Origin of the sequence: Sinorhizobium terangae (genome assembly GCF_009601505.1) — a bacterium.
Taxonomy (GTDB): Bacteria; Pseudomonadota; Alphaproteobacteria; order Rhizobiales; family Rhizobiaceae; genus Sinorhizobium; species Sinorhizobium terangae.
In genome coordinates, this window is the sequence record NZ_WITC01000061.1 from 71,441 (window position 1) to 89,287 (window position 17,847).

A 17,847-nucleotide genomic window follows, 5' to 3' on the forward strand; every position below is an offset into this window, starting at 1 on the left:
AGGGCAGAGGGGGGTACCACGGCAACCAACTCGCAGGTGGACCCCGGCGCTGAGCGCAACGATCCAATAAGCATGCGCTCAGCCGGCGCGGACGGTCGCTTTCCCCTCCTCGACGAGACGTGTCGCAGCATCCGCGATCGATATGCGGTCGAAGGCGAGCTCGTCGGCAATCGGGCGAAATACCCGATGGTCGAACTCCGTCGCTCCGAGCGGTGCAGGGGGTGGATAGCTGCCGACCTGGTTCTTCAGCGCGTTGATATATTTGACCGTTTCGGCTTCCGTCGGGTTAAGCTGTGGCAGTATCGCTTCGCGAACTTTCGGTGACATCGGCACGCCGCGTTCGACCCCGAGGATCTTGCCGGCTTCGACGTCATTGACGAAGAAGCTGATGAACCTGGCGGCTTCTTCGCCATGCTCCGTGGTGGCGCCGACGCTCCAGATCAGAGCGGGACGATAGTAGTGGCCGGAAGGGCCGCCCTTCTCGCCCCGCGGCAGCATGCCGATGCCAAGCTTGCTCTTCATGATGAGCTGGTAGCCGATCATCTGGTTCGAATAGGCCATGCCGATCGCCGAATAGCCGAGCGCCAGGCAGTTGGTGTCGATGGTATTCTGGTCAAGGGTCTGGATGTCGGCTCCCACAGTGCCGCCCCGCTTGCGCAGATCCTCCCAGTAGGCATACCAGTCCTTCGCCTCTTCGACGCCGAAGCCCAATCCGCTTTCGTTGAAAAGGCTGCTGCCGCGTTGCCTGAGCCAGGCGTCGAAGACATAGGTGTAACGAGCAGCATACGGCCCGCCGCCCTTGCCGGTGGCCTTCGCCATCTCGACAGCGATGTCGGCGTATTCCGACCAGGTGGTGTCAAGCCCGGGAGGGGCGATGCCTGCCTTTGCGAAGGCGTCGGCATCGTAAAACAGTGCAAAGGAGTTGAGGCCGAGGCCAATACCCCAAAGCTTGCCGTCCACGGTGGTCAGCTTCAGCACATCCTCGCCAAAGCCTTTCACGTCCAGCACCGAAGCGAGGAACGGATCGAGGGCGAGGCAGGCGCCGCGCTTCGAGTAGTCCGAAATCGTGTTGGGCTCGAGCTGGAAAATGTCGGCGATGGAGCGACCGGCCATCTGTGTCGCGAGCTTTGTCCAGTAACCGTCGCCACTCAGGCTCTCGCCGACAACGGTGATGCCGGGGTTCTTCTCCTGGAAGAGCTTGGCAACGCTCAATGTCCGCTTCGAGCGATCATTGGAGCCCCACCACATGGCGCGCAGATTGACGTCTTCTGCCGCAAAGGTCGGCCGGAGGCCGCCGGGGCCAAGCGCAATGCCAGCAGTCGCGCCGGCTGCGCCGAGCATGAATGTGCGTCGATTGATCAGCATGCGAGTCCTCCTCTCGTTATCTGCCTCGCGCTCTCCTCCAGCGTCCGGCGGACCAAAGTTCCGCAACAGCATTATGCAAAAATCAAAGTCGTGCAAGAAATTGTTTTCCGTCTTGCAAATTTGCATAATTTGCGTAATATTTGCGATATGAGTGACACGCCCGCAAAACCATTCCGCCAATCCGACATCGCCGCCCGCGCCGGAGTTTCGGTTTCCACCGTCTCGCGCGTTCTCGCGAACGAACCCGGCATCAGCGAAGACGTCCGCCGACAGATTCTCAAGGTTGCGAGCGACCTCGGCTATCCCCTGAAGGCCGGCCCGAAAACGACGCCCGGAACCTTGGCGCTAATCGCGAGCAATGGCATCACCGGAGTGTTGAGCATTTTCTACGAGGGTATTGTCGAGGGCTTGCGTTCAGAGGCGGCCCTCAAGGGCATTCCCTTTGACATCCGCCTCGTCAGCGAGGCGAAGGCGACGCCCGAGACTGTCCGGGATCTGATGAACTCCGTCGGCGCGCACGGGCTGTTCCTGGTCGGCATCGATCCCGGTCAAGCACTCAGCGAATGGCTGATCGAAAGCCGCACGCCCGTGATCCTCGTCAACGGTACCGACCCTCACCTGCGCTTCGACGGCGTCTCGCCGTCGAACTTCTTCGGCGCCTATGCCGCAACGCAGCGGCTCATCGATGCCGGCCACCGCCGCATCCTCCACCTGACCGGATCGCATCGCCAGACCATCCGCGATCGCATACGCGGTTTCGAAACGGCAGTCGCTTCGGTCGGAGGCGATGCGCGTGTTATCCGCCTACCGTTCGAGACCAATGCGAGCGTCGAGGCGCATGCGGCGACACTCGCCTCACTCAAGCAGGATCCCGGTTTCTCGGCTGCCTTCTGCATGAACGACTTTGTCGCCGTCGGCGTGCTTGAAGCGGTGACCGAGCTCGGCCTCAGGGTGCCCAAGGATTTTGCCATCGTCGGCTTCGACGACCTGCCGTGCGCCGAGATGTCAAGCCCACGTCTGGCGACGATGCGCGTCGATCGCTTAGCCCTCGGCCGCGAGGCTGTCGGCATGATGCATTTCCGCTTCCGTCACCCGGAAGCCCCCGCCCGGCACGTGTCCCATTCCGTCATCCCGGTCCGTGGCGGCACGCTAGACGAAGGACAGCGCTCATGACCTATGATCCTGCCAGTGCCAATCCGCTTGGCTCCAATCCGCTGGCAACGCGCAATGACATGCAGCGCGCCCTGATCGACCTCTTCAATCCGCTGCTGCCATACTTTTCGGAAGGAAACGCCCGCGTTCGCCTCGACGCGGCCGCTGCTCATTTCGACCGCGCCGCCGCCGATCTCGAAGGTTTCGCAAGGCCCCTTTGGGGGCTCGCGCCTTTCGGCGCCGGCGGCGGCCATTTCGCGCACTGGGACCGTTATGCGGACGGGATCGCCAACGGCACCGACCCGAACCATCCCGAATACTGGGGCGCCGTCAACGGTCGCGACCAGCGCATGGTCGAGCTTGCCGCGCTCGGCTTCGCGCTTGCCCTGGTGCCGGAAAAAATCTGGGATCCGCTGAACTCGCGGGCGAAAGACAACCTCATCGCCTATCTAATCCACGCCCGGCAGTTTGACTATGCCGACAACAACTGGAAATTCTTCCGCATCTTCGTCGACATCGCCCTCGATCGTCTCGGCGTCGAATACGACCGGAGCCTGACCGAGCAATATCTCACCGAACTTGAAGGTTTCTACATTGCGGATGGCTGGTATCGCGACGGCAACGTCCGGCGTATCGACCATTACATCCCCTTTGCCATGCACTTCTACGGCCTGATCTATTCGCGGCTCGTCGACGACGACTATGCCAAGCGCTACCGCGAGCGGGCCCTCGCCTTTGCGCAGGACTTTCGCCACTGGTTCGCACAGGACGGCGCGACGCTTCCCTTCGGCCGCAGCCTCACCTACCGTTTCGCCTGCGCGGGCTTCTGGTCGGCGCTCGCCTTTGCCGATCTCGAGGCGCTGCCCTGGGGTGAGATCAAGGGCCTTTGCCTGCGCCACCTCAGATGGTGGGCTGACAAGCCGATGACCCACCGCGACGGCGTGCTGTCGATCGGCTACGGCTATCCGAACCTCCTGATGTCGGAAAGCTACAATTCGGCGGGCTCGCCCTATTGGGCGTTCAAGGCCTTCCTGCCGCTCGCGGTCGGCGAAGACCACCCGTTCTGGACAAGTCCCGAAACACCTCCGGCGCCGCTCGACAAGACGGTCCCGCTTCGTCATCCGGGCATGGTGATGATGCCTTGCAAAGGGGACGTGGTCGCACTTTCCTCCGGTCAGGAAAACCGGCAGATGCGGTTCGGTTCGGAGAAATACGCGAAGTTCGCCTATTCGACACGCTACGGCTTCAGCGTCGAGAGCGACGAACGGGCTTTTGCCGGCGGTGCCTTCGATTCCATGCTGGCCTTCAGCGACGACGGCATTCACTACCGGGTGCGCGAGAGCAATGACGAGGCCCGCCTCGCCGGCAATGTACTCTACGCGAAATGGTCGCCCTGGCCGGACGTCGTCGTCGAAACATGGCTGCTGCCGTCGGCGCCCTGGCATGTGCGGGTGCATCGGATCACGACACCGAGGGAGCTCGAGACAGCCGAAGGCGGCTTCGCGATCGCCAGACGCGACTTCGAGGCCGACACGCTGTTGGCAGCATCCGGTTCGGCCCATGCGATTGGTGCCGAGGATTTCAGCGGGATCCGCGATCTCGGCTCGTCCGTTGCGCGCGAGGGCCTCGCTCAGAAGGCTCCGCCCAATACCAACCTGATCTTCGCAAAGACGCTGGTGCCACAACTGCGCGCCACCATACCGGCCGGCGAGACCATTCTGCGCTGTGCCGTATTGGCCGTTCGCCACACCTCCGCCGTGTCGGGTGATTGGACGAGGCCGCCGGCCGCCCCGGACATTGACGCGCTGCGTGCCCTCGCGAAGCAGGGCGAGAGCGTGAGCGCGATGGACGCGCCCGGACGAATGCCATGACGCGCCCACCAATTGCCTTTGCGATGCAGTCCGAAAGGACGCGGTACGTCCTCACACCGGAGCTTCTGCTCAAGTTCGACAGTCTCGGGCGTGTTCTCGATCAACGGCCGATGACGGAGTTCGGCGATGGCTGGGCAAAGCGGCTGCTGGCTGAAACGGAAATCCTGGTCACCGGCTGGGGTGCGCCCCTGTTCGACAGAGCGGCGCTCGCAGCGGCACCGCGCCTTCGCCTCGTCGTGCACGCGGCCGGGACAATCAAGGGCGTGATCGACGAATGCGTCTTCGACGCAGGCGTGGCCGTCAGCCATGCGGCCGAAGCCAATGCCGTGCCGGTCGCCGAGTTCACACTTGCGGCGATTATTTTTGCCGGCAAGCAGGTGTTCCAGTTCCGCGACCTCTACGTCACCGACCGTGACCGCACCCGCACTTATCTCCTTCAGGGGCAGCCGATTGGAAACTATCGCCGCACGATCGGGATTGTCGGCGCGTCACGGATCGGCAGGCGGGTGATCGAGCTTCTTCGTCCGTTCGACTATCAGGTGCTGCTCTATGACCCGCTGGTCGGGCAGAATTCGGCGTCCGCCCTCCATGCCGAAAAGGTCGATCTCGATACCCTGATGGCACGTGCGGACATCGTGTCGCTGCACGCGCCATCGCTACCCGAGACCGAGCACATGATCGACGCGCGGCGCCTGTCTCTGATGAAGGACGGCGCGACGCTGATCAACACGGCGCGCGGTGCGCTCGTCAACGAAGCCGCGCTGATCGACAAGCTGAAGACCGGCACGATCAATGCCGTCATCGACGTCACCCATCCCGAGGTGCCGGAAAGAGGCTCTCCCTTCTATGACCTCCCGAACGTGTTCCTGACCCCGCACATTGCCGGCGCTGTCGGTCTTGAACGGACGCGCCTCGGCGAGATGGCAGCCGATGAGATCGCACGGTTCATCGAAGGCAGGCCGCTGCGTTACGAGATTCGCAAGGCCGATCTGGAGCGCATGGCATGAGCACCTTCGAACCCGGGCTCTGCACGGTCACGTTCCGCAGCCTTCCCGCAAGCAGGATCGTCGAGCTGGCGGCGGAAGCCGGGCTTGCGGCGATCGAATGGGCGGGCGACGCCCATGTCCCTCCGGGGAACGGGCCGGTCGCCCGGGACGTCGGGCGCCTCTCGGAAGAGGCGGGCCTGGCGACGTCTTATGGTTCCTACGTCGCGCCGCCCACCGATGACCTTGCCGCGTTCCGGCGTGCCCTCGACTGTGCGCTTGCGCTTGGAGCCTCGAATATCCGTATCTGGCCCGGTACGCGGCAGCGCGATTCCAAGGACTACAGCGCCAGTGAGCGACTCGCTGCAGCGGCTGCAATTCGCGACATGGGTGCGGAAGCCGCGCGGCATGGGGTCACCGTGTCGCTGGAATATCACCCACAATCCTTGACGGATGAGACGGATTCGGCGCGGCGCCTGATCGATGCGATTGCGCACGACAATGTCTATCTCTATTGGCAGCCACGGCCGGGGCTCCCTCTTGCAGAAGCTCTGGCCGAGATCGCTCAAATCGGCCAACATGTCTCGCATCTTCATGTCTTCGCCTGGGATGCCGATCGCAAGCGCCTCCTCCTGAAATCGGCGTCCGATTACTGGCGGACGGTTCTTGCCGCCATGCCCCCGTCGCGCTGGACCGGGCGGCGATACGCCATGCTGGAATTCGTGGCAAACGACGACCCGGCGGCATTCTTCGAAGACGCCGCAACGCTCAGGCAATTCCTGAAAAGGTAAGGGCATCCGAGGCAACGGCGCGGAAGCTGCTTTCCTGACACGACTCGCAGGCTCGGCGCCTCGTTCCGCCACATGGGTTCGGGCTCGTGGAACTCTTTCCCGCGCTGGAGTGTTATCGGAATCGAATGACCGCCGGGGTATCTCGAATGTCCAAAAAGATCAATGCGTTCACCAAATTCTCGACCGCTGTTGCGGAATATTCCGGGCGTCCCGTTACTTTTGCATTGGCCGTCGCCACGATCGTCGTCTGGGGAATCACCGGGCCGCTGTTCGGTTTTTCCGAAGCGTGGCAGCTGGTCGTCAACACCGGTACCACGATCGTGACATTCCTCATGGTTTTCGTGCTGCAAAACTCCCAGAACCGCGACGCCAAAGCGGTCCAGGCGAAGCTTGACGAGCTCATCCTGACGAGCTCGGCAGAGAACGAATATATCGGCATCGAGGAGCTCGAAGAGGCAGAACTGAAGCGCATTACCGAGATCCTCAAGGAGCACGGTCAAAACGAGGACGATCGCGCCCTGCACGAGAAGGTGTCGCGCGCAGTCGAGCGCCAGCCCACAGGAAAAGCATAACGACAACGGCGGCGATCGTAAGCACACCCGTGGCGTCGCTGGAACCAAACGCCACTGAGGCCCGTTTGCGTAACAAACCCAAGTTGCCAGGAGGTCACGCATGCATCTCGTTGGAACACAGGTCATCCCCGAACAGGGCGGCCGATCAGGTTTCACGGTCGAATTCGTCGGTGAAGGTGGAGAGATCGTTTCCGTTTCGATGCGCAACGACGCATCGCGGAGCATTAACCGGCTAAACGCCGTCGAACGGGCCAAGGCGGTTATGCTGGAGCTTGCACACGCCGATGCGCCGGACAGCAGCGATGCCGACGTAGAGCGTAACGTGAAGGCTGCACGGACCGCAAGGGCAGCCAAGGACGCGGCCGAGATGGAGCGCCAGCTCGACCAGGGCCTGGAAGATACCTTTCCTGCCAGTGACCCCGTTTCCGTCACGGGTTCAACCATCGCCAGCGACCATAGGAAGAAGCATTAGGCCATGGCGGATCGGTCGTCTGTCGCCCTGGTCACTGGAGCGGGATCCGGCATCGGCCGCGCCACCGCCCTTGCTCTTGCCGCCGACCGAGTGAAGGTCGGCCTGCTCGGTCGCACCCGCACGGAGCTCGAAGATTGCGCCTCGGCGATCGGTGCTGCCGGGGGCCAAGCATTGGTGCTCGAAGCCGATGTCGCGGATGAGCTTGCGATGCGAAACGCGGTGAAGACACTCGTCCGTGAATTCGAGCATCTCGATGTCGTCGTAGCCAATGCCGGCATCAACGGCGTCTGGGCGCCGATCGACGACTTGAAGCCGTCTGAATGGGACAAGACCATTGCCGTCAATCTGCGCGGGACGTTTCTGACGCTGCACACGACGGTTCCCTATCTCAAGCAAAACGGCGGCGGTGCAATTGTCATCGTATCGTCGATAAACGGCACCAGGACCTTCACCACACCTGGAGCAACCGCGTACGCCGCTACCAAGGCGGCGCAGGTGGCGATGGTCCAGCAACTCGCCCTTGAATTGGCCAGGCACCGCATTCGGGTGAATGCCGTGTGCCCGGGAGAGATCGAGACGCGGATCGACGAGAACACCAACCTGCGCAATGCGGACGAAACCGCAATACCGGTAGAATGGCCGGACGGCCAAATCCCGATCACCGGCGGCAAACCCGGCCGCAGCGAAGACGTTGCGGAGGTGATTCGATTCCTGGTTTCGGATGACGCGCGACACGTCACTGGCAGCCCCATCTGGATAGACGGTGGTCAGGGCCTGCTCAGGTAAAGCTAGTCGCCCTTGGTCTTACCCGCGTCCGACAGCTTGCCGCGGTGCGGATCTTTCAGATTTTCCCCAGCCGCATCCCTGCCCCGCTTGGGATCATCCTTGGCGGGAAGGTAACCCCGCGGCCTCGTCTCCTCCGGTCCTTCCCAGCGCGGCGATTGTTCTGTCGTGCCGGGTGCACCTGATTTTGGCTTTTTCATCATTGCTCTCCAGAATGTTCAGTGGAAAAACCTGAGCGGGGGAAAATCGTTCCTGACTTTCGAGTATCGCGCCCAAGAAAAGGGCCCCACCGATTGGTGGAGCCCGATCTGCACTGTTGTTTGGGAACGCGCGGATCCGTAGGGGCTTGCGGAGAGGGGACTTGTTCCACGCGGTCCGACACATAAACTGGATGGGTGGCGATTTGTTCCCGATCGGCCTGAGAAAAGCTCGCGCGGCGCTATATCAAAGCGACCAGAACCTCTGGCTGCGCGCGGGAGTGGCCGGCGTGCCGCCCATGACATACCCGGCGACGAACGCCAGGGCGGCGACCATGAGCACAGTGCCGCTCAGCGCCGCCGGATGATCGCGGGCCGTCCCGGCAACCACCGCCGCCTCGTCGCGGACGTAGCGCGCAACATCCTGTGTTTTCGTTTTCAGATCGGGTTCTGCCGGTTTGCCGGTGAAGCCGGCTCTCAGCGTTTTCAGTGCCATCATTCCGCTCCTCATTCCTGGTCTTTCATGCCCGGCGTCGGATAGCGTTGATCCGCATCCTCGAGATCGGACTCCACGAGATAGTCGTCCCGCTTTTGCCGCGCGGCCTCGCGCATCGCGCGATGGTTTGGCAGATCGTCCGGCTCGACAGGTTGCGTTTTCGAGCGCGGATGCAGGTCGCTATCCTTCTCGGCCGGTCTCTGTCCGGCCGCGCCGCGCTGGGCGCCCTTGGCGTCCTTGCGCTGCTTTTCCGTCGTTTTCACCTCTTCCTCCTGAGCGTTGATGGTGAGTCAACGCCATGCCGGATGAGAAGTTCCGACCGAAATCCTTTCCAACAACCCTGAGTCATCCCCAGGGCAGGAAGGTGCCCTCGTGGATCGGCGCGGAGAGCGTTGCCGCCATGGCGCGTGGTTTCGTTACGCCTATCCCGAAAACGAGGAAACGCCGCCTGGGCTTGTTCTGCTCGAATCGGCACGTTCGACGAAATACCTCCGGAACAAAGCATGTGTGGCTCGGGTTACGTCTGCTGCATGATTCAGCGACCTTCGCACGTCCACAACGACGCGCGGCACTGTAGTCGATACGCGACGGACTCTGCGAACGGCTGCCTGATCCAACACGGAGTTTTTGGAAATGGATACCTTCCCTCGCCCTCCCTTTGCGCGGCAGCCTCAAGCCATGCCCGGAACGACGGAACGAATGGAGCCGATGCCGGATCACGGTGAGAATTCCTATAAGGGTTCGGGCCGGCTGAAAGGAAAGAAGGCGATCATAACCGGGGGCGATAGCGGCATCGGCCGGGCTGTGGCGATCGCCTACGCCAGAGAGGGCGCTGACGTCCTCATCGCCTACCTCAGCGAGCACGAGGATGCCCGCGCGACGAAGGCGCTCGTCGAGGAAGCCGGGCGCAAGGCCGTACTCGTGGCGGGAGACATCCAGTCCCCCGATCACTGCCGGCGGATCGTCGACACGGCCATCGAAGAGCTCGGCGGCATAGACATTCTCGTCAACAATGCGGCTCACCAGGCGTCCTTCCGGGCGATCGAGGACATAACGGACGAGGAATGGGAATTGACCTTCCGGGTCAACATTCATGCCATCTTCTATCTGACCAAGGCAGCGGTGCCGCATATGCGTGAAGGCAGTGCCATCATCAACACCGCTTCCATCAATGCCGACAGTCCCAACCCGACCCTGCTCGCCTATGCCACCACGAAGGGTGCAATCCATAACTTCACGGCCGGCCTTGCGCAGCTATTGGCTGACCGCGGGATCCGCGCGAATGTCGTGGCTCCGGGCCCGATCTGGACGCCGTTGATCCCCTCGACCCTCCCGGAGGATTCCGTCGTCGATTTCGGCAAGCAGGTGCCTATGAAGCGTCCGGGCCAGCCGGTGGAACTGGCTTCGACCTTTGTCATGCTGGCGGACCCGATGTCGAGCTACGTATCGGGCGCGACGGTCGCCGTGACCGGAGGCAAGCCGTTCCTCTGACAACGGATGAGAGAAGCGTGAAATAAGCTGGAAGCAGCCGCGACGGCCCGGCGATCCGACATGATCCGGTCGCCTATGCTATCGGCCCGCAGGCCCTGCCTCGCCGGAACGCTCGCGCCAATCAGGCACCGGTCCAGCTGTTGACGCGGAATTGCGCTTCCTCGGCCGCCTTGATGAAGGCGGAACGCGCGGCGTCGGGTTCGTCATTTCCCTCGATCACGCGATCGCATGCAGCCAATGCTTCGCTTTTTGCCTTTCCATCGGCGAGCGGCCAGTGGTTCTTGAGACATAGAAAGGCGTCGCGCGTGCTCTGCACCCGCAGCACCCGCCTTGGCGCCTCCAGGATGACCACCTCGCTCCACAGGCGATCCTGCATCAGGCTTGGCATATCGAGGCTCCTTCAAGCGCATAGGATTGGGGCTCCTGACGGCTCATTCCCTCCAACACGAGCCCCCCGAGTTCCGGGCTGGCGCGCGTGATGTCGGCCAGGGAAATGATGCCGGCCGCATGCTTTTTTTCATCAAGGACGACGAGGCGGCGTATCTTGAACTCATGCATCTTTTGCGCGGCCAGCAGGATGCTGTCTTCCTCCTCGCAGTACTCGGCTGAAACCGTCATGAATTCGAACACAGCCGTCGATGTCGATAGTCCCTGCGCGACCACCGAAGCGAGGATGTCGCGTTCCGTGACGATCCCGAGGATCGTTCCGACGCCCGGAGCCTCGACTGGCAACGCGCCCACCTCTGCCTCCTCCATCAGTCGCGCAACCGATTGCGCCGTATCGCTGGGTGAAACTGTAAAGACCTGTTTGGACATCACGTCCCGGACGCGTATCGATCTGTCCTCATGGGCGGCCATTGACGAGACTCCTGCCATTGATGGATGCAGGCACCCTGACTTCCTCATCTAGCGGTTTCTTGAGTGTGAGATCGACGCGGTATGGAACAATCACCTGGGGCTGCCACGTGTTTCGCTGCGTCGTTTTGAGACTCGGATTTTCAGGCGGCCGAAGGAATCTCGGTCGCTTTTGCTTCGATCTTTGCCGCACGATATGCTCCCTTCTGCTCGTGTGGACATGCACCGGATGCTGCATGATCCCCCTAAAATCGGAACCGATTTAAGGACAAAATCAGGCAGAAACTCAAAGCTCTACAGCGATCGTTGCGCATGCGTTGACGCGCGGCGCTGTAGGCCGCAATGCTTCCTTAACGCACCAGCAGGGGAGCGGTTCCCCCGTGCAGCAGGCTATTTCGTTTTTCTGAACGATCTCAACGATCGCTTTTGGGCGCGGCAGGGCTGGCGCCGCGGGCTGCACGTGCGCTTGCGTCCTGAAGAATGGATGAGATTTCCGCCGTCACCGCGTTCTGCCGGGCAAAGGCCTCGGACGGAACGATGCCCGGATCTTCCTCGTGATCCTGCACGATCAGTTCTTCTTCCAGGATACGGTTGATCTCCCGCCAAGCGTCGTCATTTTTTGCAAGCGCGGAAAGAACGGCCACGAGAATTTCGCGCTGCGCAGCCAATCGAAATTCGGTGCTTTCCACGCGTTTTCCCATATTGGTCCCCGAACATTCATCGGGACTACAGCGCCGGGCGTCCAATCATACGCGCAAAGGACGCTGTAGCACTTTGATTTTCTGCATGATTTCGTCCCTGAATCGATCTCGGTTCAAGGAACCATGCAGTGGCGCAGCTATTCAAGAACCTGCACGACCGTATGCGTCTTCGGGTTCACTATGACCCGCTTTTCGTTGACGACCGCGTAGGCGAAATCAGGCTGTTCCGGAATGGGGTAGACTTGCACCACGTCAGGCACCGGCTGGCCGACGACAATATCGCCCTCATATTGAACGGATGGCGTATTCTGTTCGAGCACATAGGTTCTTACTTCGCCGGGCAATACGACAGTATCCTGGGCAATCGCCGAGGAACCCACAGCCGTCAGCAGCGCCGCAATCGTCATGGCAAATTTCTTCATTGATATGCTCCTTTCTTGAGACACCTCCACAACCAGTTCCTTGAGAGACCCAACCAGCGGTAACGCAATTGGTTCCCAGGCACTCGCAGGCCTGGCTTGGCTCTTGGCTGTGATCTCTCTGGCTTCGATCTCTCTCGGGTCTAAGGTGTCCGCACGAAAGCGGCACGTGCGCTTTCGTCGCAACGGCCGATTGCAGACGGAATCACGTTTTGACGAACGGCACAAAAAAGAGGTCCTTCAACAAGAAGAACCTCTTCAGACCCCAGCCGGGGGTTACATAAAGCGCGTCGCGTTCAACCGGACTGATGCGACGCGCTTTAGCTCATTGATTTTATGCACGTCGTTCAGGTCAGATTTGCCGCCCTCAATCGCCGCCACCGCCCGACGCGCCGCCACCGGTGCCGGTGCCCTCACCGCCGCTGCTGGCGGAACTGTCCCCGCCGCCGGTGCCTGCACCATCGCCGCCTGTTCCGCCATTACCGGTATCCTCGGGACCACTGCCGGAACCCACGCTATCCTGCGCACCGCTGCCGCCGCTGCGGCCGCTGTCGTCACTTCCAGTTCCTGGTATGATAATCACAGCGTTGTCTGCGTAGGCATTGCTTGACGAACCGCTATCGCCACTCAGGGGAATGAGCGGCATTGCCGTCCCGGACGCGAGCCCAAACAGCGACAAAGCGATCATTCTGGGAAGCTTTTTCATTGCGTACCTCCTTTGGCGGGCAAACACCTGCCTCCGGCCAACCTTCACGAAAAGAAAGTAGGCGCCTGGCCCCAACCATGTTCAAGGATCGCATCAGACCGAGGCATTTTAGAGATTGCGATGGTTGGAGATTTGCGATGGCATTTGCCCGATTAGCGGCAGTTAGCGAGCTGCGCGCGGCGTGACCGGCGCCTCGACGCGCAATCGCATTTCGCGCATTGAAACCGAAGGGAGCCAAGTCGCCATCCGGCAGCGTCGGTCGAAAAAGGGCCGCCTCTCCTCCAGGGGGATCACCCGGACCTAGTAACGGGACGTCCCTTCGCTCAGCAAATATCGTCGATGGAACCAAAAGGCCAGCTAGGCATTGTTCGACATTACCAATCTTCTGTTCGTGCAAAGGGCGGTATTCGATATGCCTGCCACCGGCATTCATGCGCTTCACAAATCGCATCATCACATAGAAGACCAGGTCGTCGACCTGATGCCTGCTCTGCGGGCGTTTGCCCGGACATTCACCTCGGTACCCTTCGAGGCGGACGACCTCCTGCAGGAAACGCTGTATCGGGCGCTAAGAAGCATCGGTCAATTTGAACCGGGTACCAGCCTGAAGTCCTGGCTGTTTACCATCATGCGAAACACGTTTCGGACGCAGTACAAGATCCGGACGCGCGAGAGCCCAGGAAACACAAATTGCGCCGAGCTGCCAATTCCCATGGCACCTCCGCAGGAGTGGTCGGTTCTGAATGGCGAACTTCGTGATGCTTTGGCGTCACTGACCCCCGAGCATCGGGAGGTTCTCGTCCTCGTCGCCGGTTTCGGCATGAGTTACAAGGAAGCGGCCGACATCTGCGATTGCGCTATCGGCACCATCAAGAGCCGCCTCAGCCGCGCACGCGAAGAATTAATAGTCCAGATGCATGGAAATCCTTTGAACTAGCCGCAGCGGGGAGGAGCATTCCCTCAGCGCTTGCGTGCATTGAGCGCATCCTGCAGTTGCCGAGCCAGTTCCAGGAGCCGCTCCGGCACGGCCTCCTTCTGTATCTTGTCCATGAGAGCAGCGATCCACTCATCGACGGCCTTGTCTACGTCCGGCCCCGCGCGTGCCTTGGTTTCTTCCATCCGTTTATCCTTCGTCATGGCGAGGATCTCACGATAACGTATTGTGCCGGGTTCTTCATGTAAATCGCCAGAACGGGACAAGGAAAAGTGCGAGCGCCGGCGGACGCGCCCGACATCGGAGAAGACTACCAAACGTTCGGGCATCAGCGCCGCGACGGTCGTGTCGGCCAGGCGGACGGCATCCACAGGAAGCCGCCCACTGAAAGCCTATGACTTGGACACGTGCTCCTTCTTGCCTTTCCGCTTTGTCGAGGCCATTTCCTCAAGCTCCTTTTCGGTCATGGATTTTTCCATGCTCCTCGAAGGACCCTTGAGTTCGCTCTTCTTCTGTTCTCCTCGCTTGGCGGCAAGCGCGGCACCTGCGGCCTTTTGCTGTGCTTTCGATTTTGCAGGCATCTCTTTTCTCCTTCGGACGACAGATGGCGCCGCATCGATTCCGACACTCCCGGAACCGGCGATAGTCAATTATGTTCCCTATGTGGAAAGGCTAATGGACGCCACCGGTGGGGAGGCGCTCTCCTCCTACTTGCCGGTTTGCCACGTGGGAGCCGCGACGCCCTTGGATTCCGGCGATCCGCGAAAGCGGAGAAAGATGGAAAGGACCACGAGGACCAAAGTGGAAAGAAATTCCGATTGCCAGTTCTGGAAGCATTCGAACCAGAATTCAGAACTGAAAAGGTGATTCCAGAGGTCCGAAGCTGCTTCGCCATGGGCAGAAGCATTGAGATTTGCCGCGGCCGCGCTTGCGCGCAGGTGCAGTACAAAGGACAGCACGAAGAGGCCGCCGAGGGCAACGCCGAGCGAATAGGAATAGAGCGCCTTAAGCACACCACCACGCCGAACCGGCCATGGTGCCGCCGGATTACTTTTTTTGCAGATCGGATCATCATCGTTCGATCCGGCATCCGGGTCCTTCGATTCTGCCGAGCCGCGTTGAAAGAGGAACGCCGTGAGGCAAACGTAAGCGGACATCTGCAGAAATTCGCTTTCCCAGTTCTCGAAGAGAGCTGAGAGAAAATGACCCGACAAGATGTACGAGGCGACGGTTAGTGGCGTGCCATCGTGCAAGGCCGCATCGTGGTTGTAAGCATACAAGCCGCTGACCACCATGCCGGCGATGGTCGCAGAGGTCAGTGCGCACAGCGCGATCGTCAATCCGTTGTTACGCAGAAACGACATCAGTTCACTCACTCCACCTTGGGTCATCGGCCAGTCGCCATGGGTGGCTTGGTCTCGCACCCTTCGCGCCCTCAGGCGCCGTAAACGCTGAAATCATGCTGGTTTCCTGTACCAAGAGGGCTAGGGCATTCCTGTAATGGTGCCGATCAGCCACCGATGAGCCAGAACAGGGAGGCAAAAATCAAGATGAAGAGCGCGATCGCACCGAAAAAGCGGGCCATTCCGGCATTCGTGTTTTCGCCGAGGGCCTGATTCCACGTCTTTCCCCCGGTGCCATCATCGCTCTGCTCGGCGTCACCCCCAAGCATCACGTGGCCACCACCGGACTCGGATCCAGAAACATCCCTCACCGAGCTGCGTATGTTCTCACCGTAATCACGGGGGCGCGGCTGCGGCGGGTCTGCCGGGGTCGCCTCTTGATCGGTCGCGCTTGGCATCCATCCCGCGGCGTCCCCGGCATCGGCAATGTGTCCGCCGGACGGGGCCCTGTCCTCCGCCTCGGGCAGGCCCTTTTCCGCCGCCGTCCATGCCTCTTGCGGTCTTCCCGTGTTCAATGATCTGCCCGCATGACCTTGTTCACGCGAGCCCGATTGTGCGCGACGCGGAACTGCACCGCTACCGCTGCCGTATTGCTTCCCTGGCATCTCCGGGACTCCTTTGTTGCAAGAAAAGCGCGAGGCAGGACTTTTGTTCCGCCTCGCGCTCGCCTGCGCCATACCCAAGGATAGGCCGGAGCCTAGTGGGTACGTTTAGCCGCTTCGTCCGGCCTGGTTGTGGGATCCGCCGGGAACAGTGACGCCCTTAAGGCCGGTACCGGCCGTCGCGGGCTGCTCGCGGGCAGCGTCGGCAAGCGATACGATGCCGACCAATCGCTTGTCGCGGTTGACCACGGGCAGGCGCCGAACCTGGACGTCGCCCATATTGCGCGCGACCTCATCCACTTCTTCGTCTTCGAAGCAGTACTTGACATCGGTCGTCATGATGTCACCAACCTTCGATTGAAGGTCGAGGCCGTCTGCGACACCGCGAACAACGATGTCCCTGTCCGTTATCATGCCGACCAGCCGGTCGTGGTCTCCCACCGGCAGGAAGCCGATGTCGTTTTCCGCCATTTGCCTTGCGACGTCAGTGATGGTGTCGTTCGGGCTGACGAGGTGAACGTCCCTGGTCATGATTTCCGATACGTGCATGATCTTGCTCCTTATTTTTGATGCGAAACTGTGACCGACCGGCATCCGCCAGCCGGTCTCACAAGTCTCATTGCCCTGCCGAGCCGGCCTTTGGGGATTTGCTCTCGGAGGGTGGTGACGTCGGCGTTGAAGTTGCGTGCGTCGTACCTTCCGTTTCGAGATCCTCCTTCTCGCCGCTCCTCGACTGGTTTTCTTCCCTCTGCATCTCTCGTGATGCCTGCTCCCAGTGCCTGCGATCCTGGCCTTCAGGGCGACCTTCCTGCTCCCAGATCGCATAGGCTCTGCGCCGGATAAGCTCTTCCGTGTCGTTGTCCATGTCCCTTCCTCACCGATGAATTCCTTCGATGGCAAAATCCAAACGGCGCGACCGCTCAATTGTTCCGCCGGCTGAAACGCGGTCAAAAGTGTCTGGGAGGCTCCGGACTTTCGTCCGGATTGGGGACTGGCACTTCATCCGGAAGTCGCTCGGGATCCGGCTCTTCGATCGGCGGCTCGGGGTCCCAGGGTGGCGGTGGCTTGGGTGTAGGCGGTTTTGGCTCTGGTTCGCGCGGGTTCGGCATTTTTCTCTCCACTCCTGAATGCAATACGGTCCCGAGTGCGTGGTGCGTTGCGCGTTCCCGGGTTCCATTTGAAATCCCGCTCGCCCACGAATGTTCCAGACACAGTGCGTGCCGCAGGCTGACAGGCCTTTGTCCGCCGGAACCGATCCGCGGCTGGGCGGTTGGAATGGCGTTGACACAAGAATGGAATGCAAGGAGGAGCCAATGGCGAGAAAAAGGGAATCTGACCGGTCCCGTGAAGATTTTAGCCGGTTCCGCGAAAGCGAGCGGGATCGCTATGGCGCACCCTATGACTACGAACGGGAGTGGCGGCGTGCACGTGAACGCTTTGGCGAGGCCCCGCGAGGCGCTGACTACGAAAATTCCATGTATTTCCCGAACCCCGAAACGCGCTACGCGGGCCGCTATCGCGGTATGGAAGAAGACTATGATCGGTGGAATCGCGAAAGGGCATTCGGCGACTACTACGGCTCCGGCTATGGTTATCGCGGTCAACGCCCGTACCGTAGCCACGAGGCGCCGTGGGAAGGCAGGCGGCAACGCGGTTTTATCGATCGAGCAAGCGACGAAGTCGCCTCCTGGTTCGGCGACGAGGAGGCGGAGCGGCGACGCGAGATGGATCAGCATCGCGGCAAGGGCCCCAAGGGATACACCCGCCCTGACACCCGTATCCAAGAGGACGTGAGCGACCGGCTGAGCGACGATGGCGCTCTTGATGCCTCCAACATTGAGGTCTCCGTCTTGAATGGAGAGGTGCAACTCAGCGGTTTCGTCGACTCGAAGTGGGCCAAACGCCGCGCTGAAGATTGCGCCGACGACGTCTCGGGCGTCACGCACGTGCAAAACAATATTCGGGTGCAGCCGTCGGCTGGGACATCGACAGGGACGATAACTTAGCCGACCGGCAGACTGATTACGGCCAAATGGCTCTGCGGAGGTGCAGTT

Annotated in this window: 25 protein-coding genes; 10 read left to right on the forward strand and 15 right to left on the reverse strand. The window is 61.0% G+C overall.

Annotated elements, in window-relative coordinates; genetic code table 11:
* Positions 1–78: 78 nt before the first annotated feature.
* Entirely contained in the window at positions 79–1,365 is a 1,287-nt protein-coding gene (locus GHK62_RS16720) for an ABC transporter substrate-binding protein (protein WP_153440281.1), read from the reverse strand.
* Positions 1,366–1,512: 147 nt separating this feature from the next.
* On the opposite strand from GHK62_RS16720, the gene GHK62_RS16725 reads away from it, so the two are divergent.
* The 7 genes from GHK62_RS16725 (at position 1,513) to GHK62_RS16755 (ending at position 7,992) form a co-directional block, all read left to right on the forward strand.
* On the forward strand, positions 1,513–2,538 hold the full coding sequence (locus GHK62_RS16725; protein ID WP_153440282.1) for a LacI family DNA-binding transcriptional regulator: 1,026 nt from the start codon (positions 1,513–1,515) through the stop codon (positions 2,536–2,538).
* The gene (locus GHK62_RS16730) at positions 2,535–4,388 is read left to right on the forward strand and encodes a DUF2264 domain-containing protein (protein ID WP_153440283.1); all 1,854 of its coding nucleotides are present in this window, start codon (positions 2,535–2,537) and stop codon (positions 4,386–4,388) included. The genes GHK62_RS16725 and GHK62_RS16730 overlap by 4 nt, the downstream gene beginning before the upstream one ends.
* A complete protein-coding gene (locus GHK62_RS16735; protein ID WP_153440284.1) occupies positions 4,385–5,395 on the forward strand; it encodes a hydroxyacid dehydrogenase in 1,011 nt (336 codons plus the stop codon). Before GHK62_RS16730 ends, GHK62_RS16735 begins: the two co-directional genes overlap by 4 nt.
* Positions 5,392–6,162: a sugar phosphate isomerase/epimerase family protein gene (locus GHK62_RS16740; protein WP_153440285.1), complete on the forward strand. Its 771-nt coding sequence runs from the start codon at positions 5,392–5,394 to the stop codon at positions 6,160–6,162. Before GHK62_RS16735 ends, GHK62_RS16740 begins: the two co-directional genes overlap by 4 nt.
* A 146-nt stretch (positions 6,163–6,308) precedes the next feature.
* On the forward strand, positions 6,309–6,734 hold the full coding sequence (locus GHK62_RS16745) for a low affinity iron permease family protein (RefSeq protein WP_153440427.1): 426 nt from the start codon (positions 6,309–6,311) through the stop codon (positions 6,732–6,734).
* A gap of 100 nt (positions 6,735–6,834) precedes the next feature.
* Positions 6,835–7,206, forward strand: a complete 372-nt coding sequence (locus tag GHK62_RS16750; protein WP_153440286.1) for a hypothetical protein — start codon at positions 6,835–6,837, stop codon at positions 7,204–7,206.
* A 3-nt stretch (positions 7,207–7,209) separates the two neighbouring features.
* The gene (locus GHK62_RS16755) at positions 7,210–7,992 is read left to right on the forward strand and encodes an SDR family oxidoreductase (protein WP_153440287.1); all 783 of its coding nucleotides are present in this window, start codon (positions 7,210–7,212) and stop codon (positions 7,990–7,992) included.
* A 2-nt stretch (positions 7,993–7,994) separates the two neighbouring features.
* On the opposite strand, the gene GHK62_RS16760 is transcribed toward GHK62_RS16755, so the two are convergent.
* From GHK62_RS16760 to GHK62_RS16770, 3 genes are all read right to left on the reverse strand, one after another.
* Positions 7,995–8,189, reverse strand: a complete 195-nt coding sequence (locus GHK62_RS16760; protein WP_153440288.1) for a hypothetical protein — start codon at positions 8,187–8,189, stop codon at positions 7,995–7,997.
* Positions 8,190–8,433: 244 nt separating this feature from the next.
* Positions 8,434–8,682, reverse strand: coding sequence for a hypothetical protein (locus GHK62_RS16765; RefSeq protein WP_153440289.1), 249 nt, complete (start codon positions 8,680–8,682; stop codon positions 8,434–8,436).
* Positions 8,683–8,693: 11 nt separating this feature from the next.
* Complete coding sequence (locus tag GHK62_RS16770) at positions 8,694–8,945, reverse strand: hypothetical protein (RefSeq protein ID WP_184108470.1); 252 nt, start codon at positions 8,943–8,945, stop codon at positions 8,694–8,696.
* Positions 8,946–9,315: 370 nt separating this feature from the next.
* Here GHK62_RS16770 and GHK62_RS16775 point away from each other — a divergent pair, with 370 nt between their 5' ends.
* Positions 9,316–10,173: an SDR family oxidoreductase gene (locus GHK62_RS16775; RefSeq protein ID WP_153440290.1), complete on the forward strand. Its 858-nt coding sequence runs from the start codon at positions 9,316–9,318 to the stop codon at positions 10,171–10,173.
* 121 nt (positions 10,174–10,294) lie between these two features.
* Here GHK62_RS16775 and GHK62_RS16780 read toward each other — a convergent pair whose 3' ends face one another.
* The 5 genes from GHK62_RS16780 to GHK62_RS16800 form a co-directional block, all read right to left on the reverse strand.
* Complete coding sequence (locus GHK62_RS16780) at positions 10,295–10,561, reverse strand: DUF982 domain-containing protein (RefSeq protein WP_153440291.1); 267 nt, start codon at positions 10,559–10,561, stop codon at positions 10,295–10,297.
* A complete protein-coding gene (locus tag GHK62_RS16785) occupies positions 10,549–11,031 on the reverse strand; it encodes a CBS domain-containing protein (RefSeq protein WP_153440292.1) in 483 nt (160 codons plus the stop codon). The genes GHK62_RS16780 and GHK62_RS16785 overlap by 13 nt, the downstream gene beginning before the upstream one ends.
* A gap of 410 nt (positions 11,032–11,441) precedes the next feature.
* On the reverse strand, positions 11,442–11,729 hold the full coding sequence (locus GHK62_RS16790) for a hypothetical protein (protein WP_153440428.1): 288 nt from the start codon (positions 11,727–11,729) through the stop codon (positions 11,442–11,444).
* Between the two features lie 137 nt (positions 11,730–11,866).
* Complete coding sequence (locus tag GHK62_RS16795; RefSeq protein ID WP_153440293.1) at positions 11,867–12,151, reverse strand: DUF1236 domain-containing protein; 285 nt, start codon at positions 12,149–12,151, stop codon at positions 11,867–11,869.
* Between the two features lie 364 nt (positions 12,152–12,515).
* Positions 12,516–12,854, reverse strand: coding sequence for a hypothetical protein (locus GHK62_RS16800; protein ID WP_153440294.1), 339 nt, complete (start codon positions 12,852–12,854; stop codon positions 12,516–12,518).
* A 412-nt stretch (positions 12,855–13,266) separates the two neighbouring features.
* Between GHK62_RS16800 and GHK62_RS16805 the strand changes: the two genes are divergently transcribed.
* Entirely contained in the window at positions 13,267–13,791 is a 525-nt protein-coding gene (locus GHK62_RS16805) for a sigma-70 family RNA polymerase sigma factor (RefSeq protein ID WP_153440429.1), read from the forward strand.
* Between the two features lie 23 nt (positions 13,792–13,814).
* Here GHK62_RS16805 and GHK62_RS16810 read toward each other — a convergent pair whose 3' ends face one another.
* The 6 genes from GHK62_RS16810 to GHK62_RS16835 all read right to left on the reverse strand — a co-directional run bounded on the left by GHK62_RS16810 (position 13,815) and on the right by GHK62_RS16835 (position 16,658).
* A complete protein-coding gene (locus GHK62_RS16810; protein ID WP_153440295.1) occupies positions 13,815–14,159 on the reverse strand; it encodes a hypothetical protein in 345 nt (114 codons plus the stop codon).
* Between the two features lie 21 nt (positions 14,160–14,180).
* The gene (locus GHK62_RS16815; protein ID WP_153440430.1) at positions 14,181–14,369 is read right to left on the reverse strand and encodes a DUF3008 family protein; all 189 of its coding nucleotides are present in this window, start codon (positions 14,367–14,369) and stop codon (positions 14,181–14,183) included.
* A gap of 126 nt (positions 14,370–14,495) precedes the next feature.
* Positions 14,496–15,152 carry a DUF6766 family protein gene (locus GHK62_RS16820; RefSeq protein WP_153440296.1) on the reverse strand — a complete coding sequence of 219 codons (657 nt, stop codon included), beginning with the start codon at positions 15,150–15,152 and terminating at the stop codon, positions 14,496–14,498.
* Positions 15,153–15,298: 146 nt separating this feature from the next.
* Positions 15,299–15,589 carry a hypothetical protein gene (locus GHK62_RS16825; protein ID WP_153440297.1) on the reverse strand — a complete coding sequence of 97 codons (291 nt, stop codon included), beginning with the start codon at positions 15,587–15,589 and terminating at the stop codon, positions 15,299–15,301.
* A gap of 312 nt (positions 15,590–15,901) precedes the next feature.
* Positions 15,902–16,342 carry a CBS domain-containing protein gene (locus GHK62_RS16830; protein ID WP_153440298.1) on the reverse strand — a complete coding sequence of 147 codons (441 nt, stop codon included), beginning with the start codon at positions 16,340–16,342 and terminating at the stop codon, positions 15,902–15,904.
* A gap of 67 nt (positions 16,343–16,409) precedes the next feature.
* A complete protein-coding gene (locus tag GHK62_RS16835) occupies positions 16,410–16,658 on the reverse strand; it encodes a DUF2934 domain-containing protein (protein WP_153440299.1) in 249 nt (82 codons plus the stop codon).
* Between the two features lie 448 nt (positions 16,659–17,106).
* Between GHK62_RS16835 and GHK62_RS16840 the strand changes: the two genes are divergently transcribed.
* Positions 17,107–17,799, forward strand: coding sequence for a BON domain-containing protein (locus tag GHK62_RS16840; RefSeq protein ID WP_153440300.1), 693 nt, complete (start codon positions 17,107–17,109; stop codon positions 17,797–17,799).
* Positions 17,800–17,847: the final 48 nt, after the last annotated feature.

Coding starts and splice junctions, on each gene's coding strand:
- GHK62_RS16740 (WP_153440285.1), top strand. CDS start 5,392: ATGAGCACCTTCGAACCCGGGCTCTGCACGGTCACGTTCCGCAGCCTT.
- GHK62_RS16780 (WP_153440291.1), bottom strand. CDS start 10,561: ATGCCAAGCCTGATGCAGGATCGCCTGTGGAGCGAGGTGGTCATCCTG.
- GHK62_RS16765 (WP_153440289.1), bottom strand. CDS start 8,682: ATGGCACTGAAAACGCTGAGAGCCGGCTTCACCGGCAAACCGGCAGAA.
- GHK62_RS16830 (WP_153440298.1), bottom strand. CDS start 16,342: ATGCACGTATCGGAAATCATGACCAGGGACGTTCACCTCGTCAGCCCG.
- GHK62_RS16820 (WP_153440296.1), bottom strand. CDS start 15,152: ATGTCGTTTCTGCGTAACAACGGATTGACGATCGCGCTGTGCGCACTG.
- GHK62_RS16725 (WP_153440282.1), top strand. CDS start 1,513: ATGAGTGACACGCCCGCAAAACCATTCCGCCAATCCGACATCGCCGCC.
- GHK62_RS16745 (WP_153440427.1), top strand. CDS start 6,309: ATGTCCAAAAAGATCAATGCGTTCACCAAATTCTCGACCGCTGTTGCG.
- GHK62_RS16730 (WP_153440283.1), top strand. CDS start 2,535: ATGACCTATGATCCTGCCAGTGCCAATCCGCTTGGCTCCAATCCGCTG.
- GHK62_RS16840 (WP_153440300.1), top strand. CDS start 17,107: ATGGCGAGAAAAAGGGAATCTGACCGGTCCCGTGAAGATTTTAGCCGG.
- GHK62_RS16755 (WP_153440287.1), top strand. CDS start 7,210: ATGGCGGATCGGTCGTCTGTCGCCCTGGTCACTGGAGCGGGATCCGGC.
- GHK62_RS16720 (WP_153440281.1), bottom strand. CDS start 1,365: ATGCTGATCAATCGACGCACATTCATGCTCGGCGCAGCCGGCGCGACT.
- GHK62_RS16775 (WP_153440290.1), top strand. CDS start 9,316: ATGGATACCTTCCCTCGCCCTCCCTTTGCGCGGCAGCCTCAAGCCATG.
- GHK62_RS16760 (WP_153440288.1), bottom strand. CDS start 8,189: ATGAAAAAGCCAAAATCAGGTGCACCCGGCACGACAGAACAATCGCCG.
- GHK62_RS16835 (WP_153440299.1), bottom strand. CDS start 16,658: ATGGACAACGACACGGAAGAGCTTATCCGGCGCAGAGCCTATGCGATC.
- GHK62_RS16815 (WP_153440430.1), bottom strand. CDS start 14,369: ATGCCTGCAAAATCGAAAGCACAGCAAAAGGCCGCAGGTGCCGCGCTT.
- GHK62_RS16735 (WP_153440284.1), top strand. CDS start 4,385: ATGACGCGCCCACCAATTGCCTTTGCGATGCAGTCCGAAAGGACGCGG.
- GHK62_RS16825 (WP_153440297.1), bottom strand. CDS start 15,589: ATGCCAAGCGCGACCGATCAAGAGGCGACCCCGGCAGACCCGCCGCAG.
- GHK62_RS16785 (WP_153440292.1), bottom strand. CDS start 11,031: ATGGCCGCCCATGAGGACAGATCGATACGCGTCCGGGACGTGATGTCC.
- GHK62_RS16750 (WP_153440286.1), top strand. CDS start 6,835: ATGCATCTCGTTGGAACACAGGTCATCCCCGAACAGGGCGGCCGATCA.
- GHK62_RS16800 (WP_153440294.1), bottom strand. CDS start 12,854: ATGAAAAAGCTTCCCAGAATGATCGCTTTGTCGCTGTTTGGGCTCGCG.
- GHK62_RS16790 (WP_153440428.1), bottom strand. CDS start 11,729: ATGGGAAAACGCGTGGAAAGCACCGAATTTCGATTGGCTGCGCAGCGC.
- GHK62_RS16805 (WP_153440429.1), top strand. CDS start 13,267: ATGCCTGCCACCGGCATTCATGCGCTTCACAAATCGCATCATCACATA.
- GHK62_RS16795 (WP_153440293.1), bottom strand. CDS start 12,151: ATGAAGAAATTTGCCATGACGATTGCGGCGCTGCTGACGGCTGTGGGT.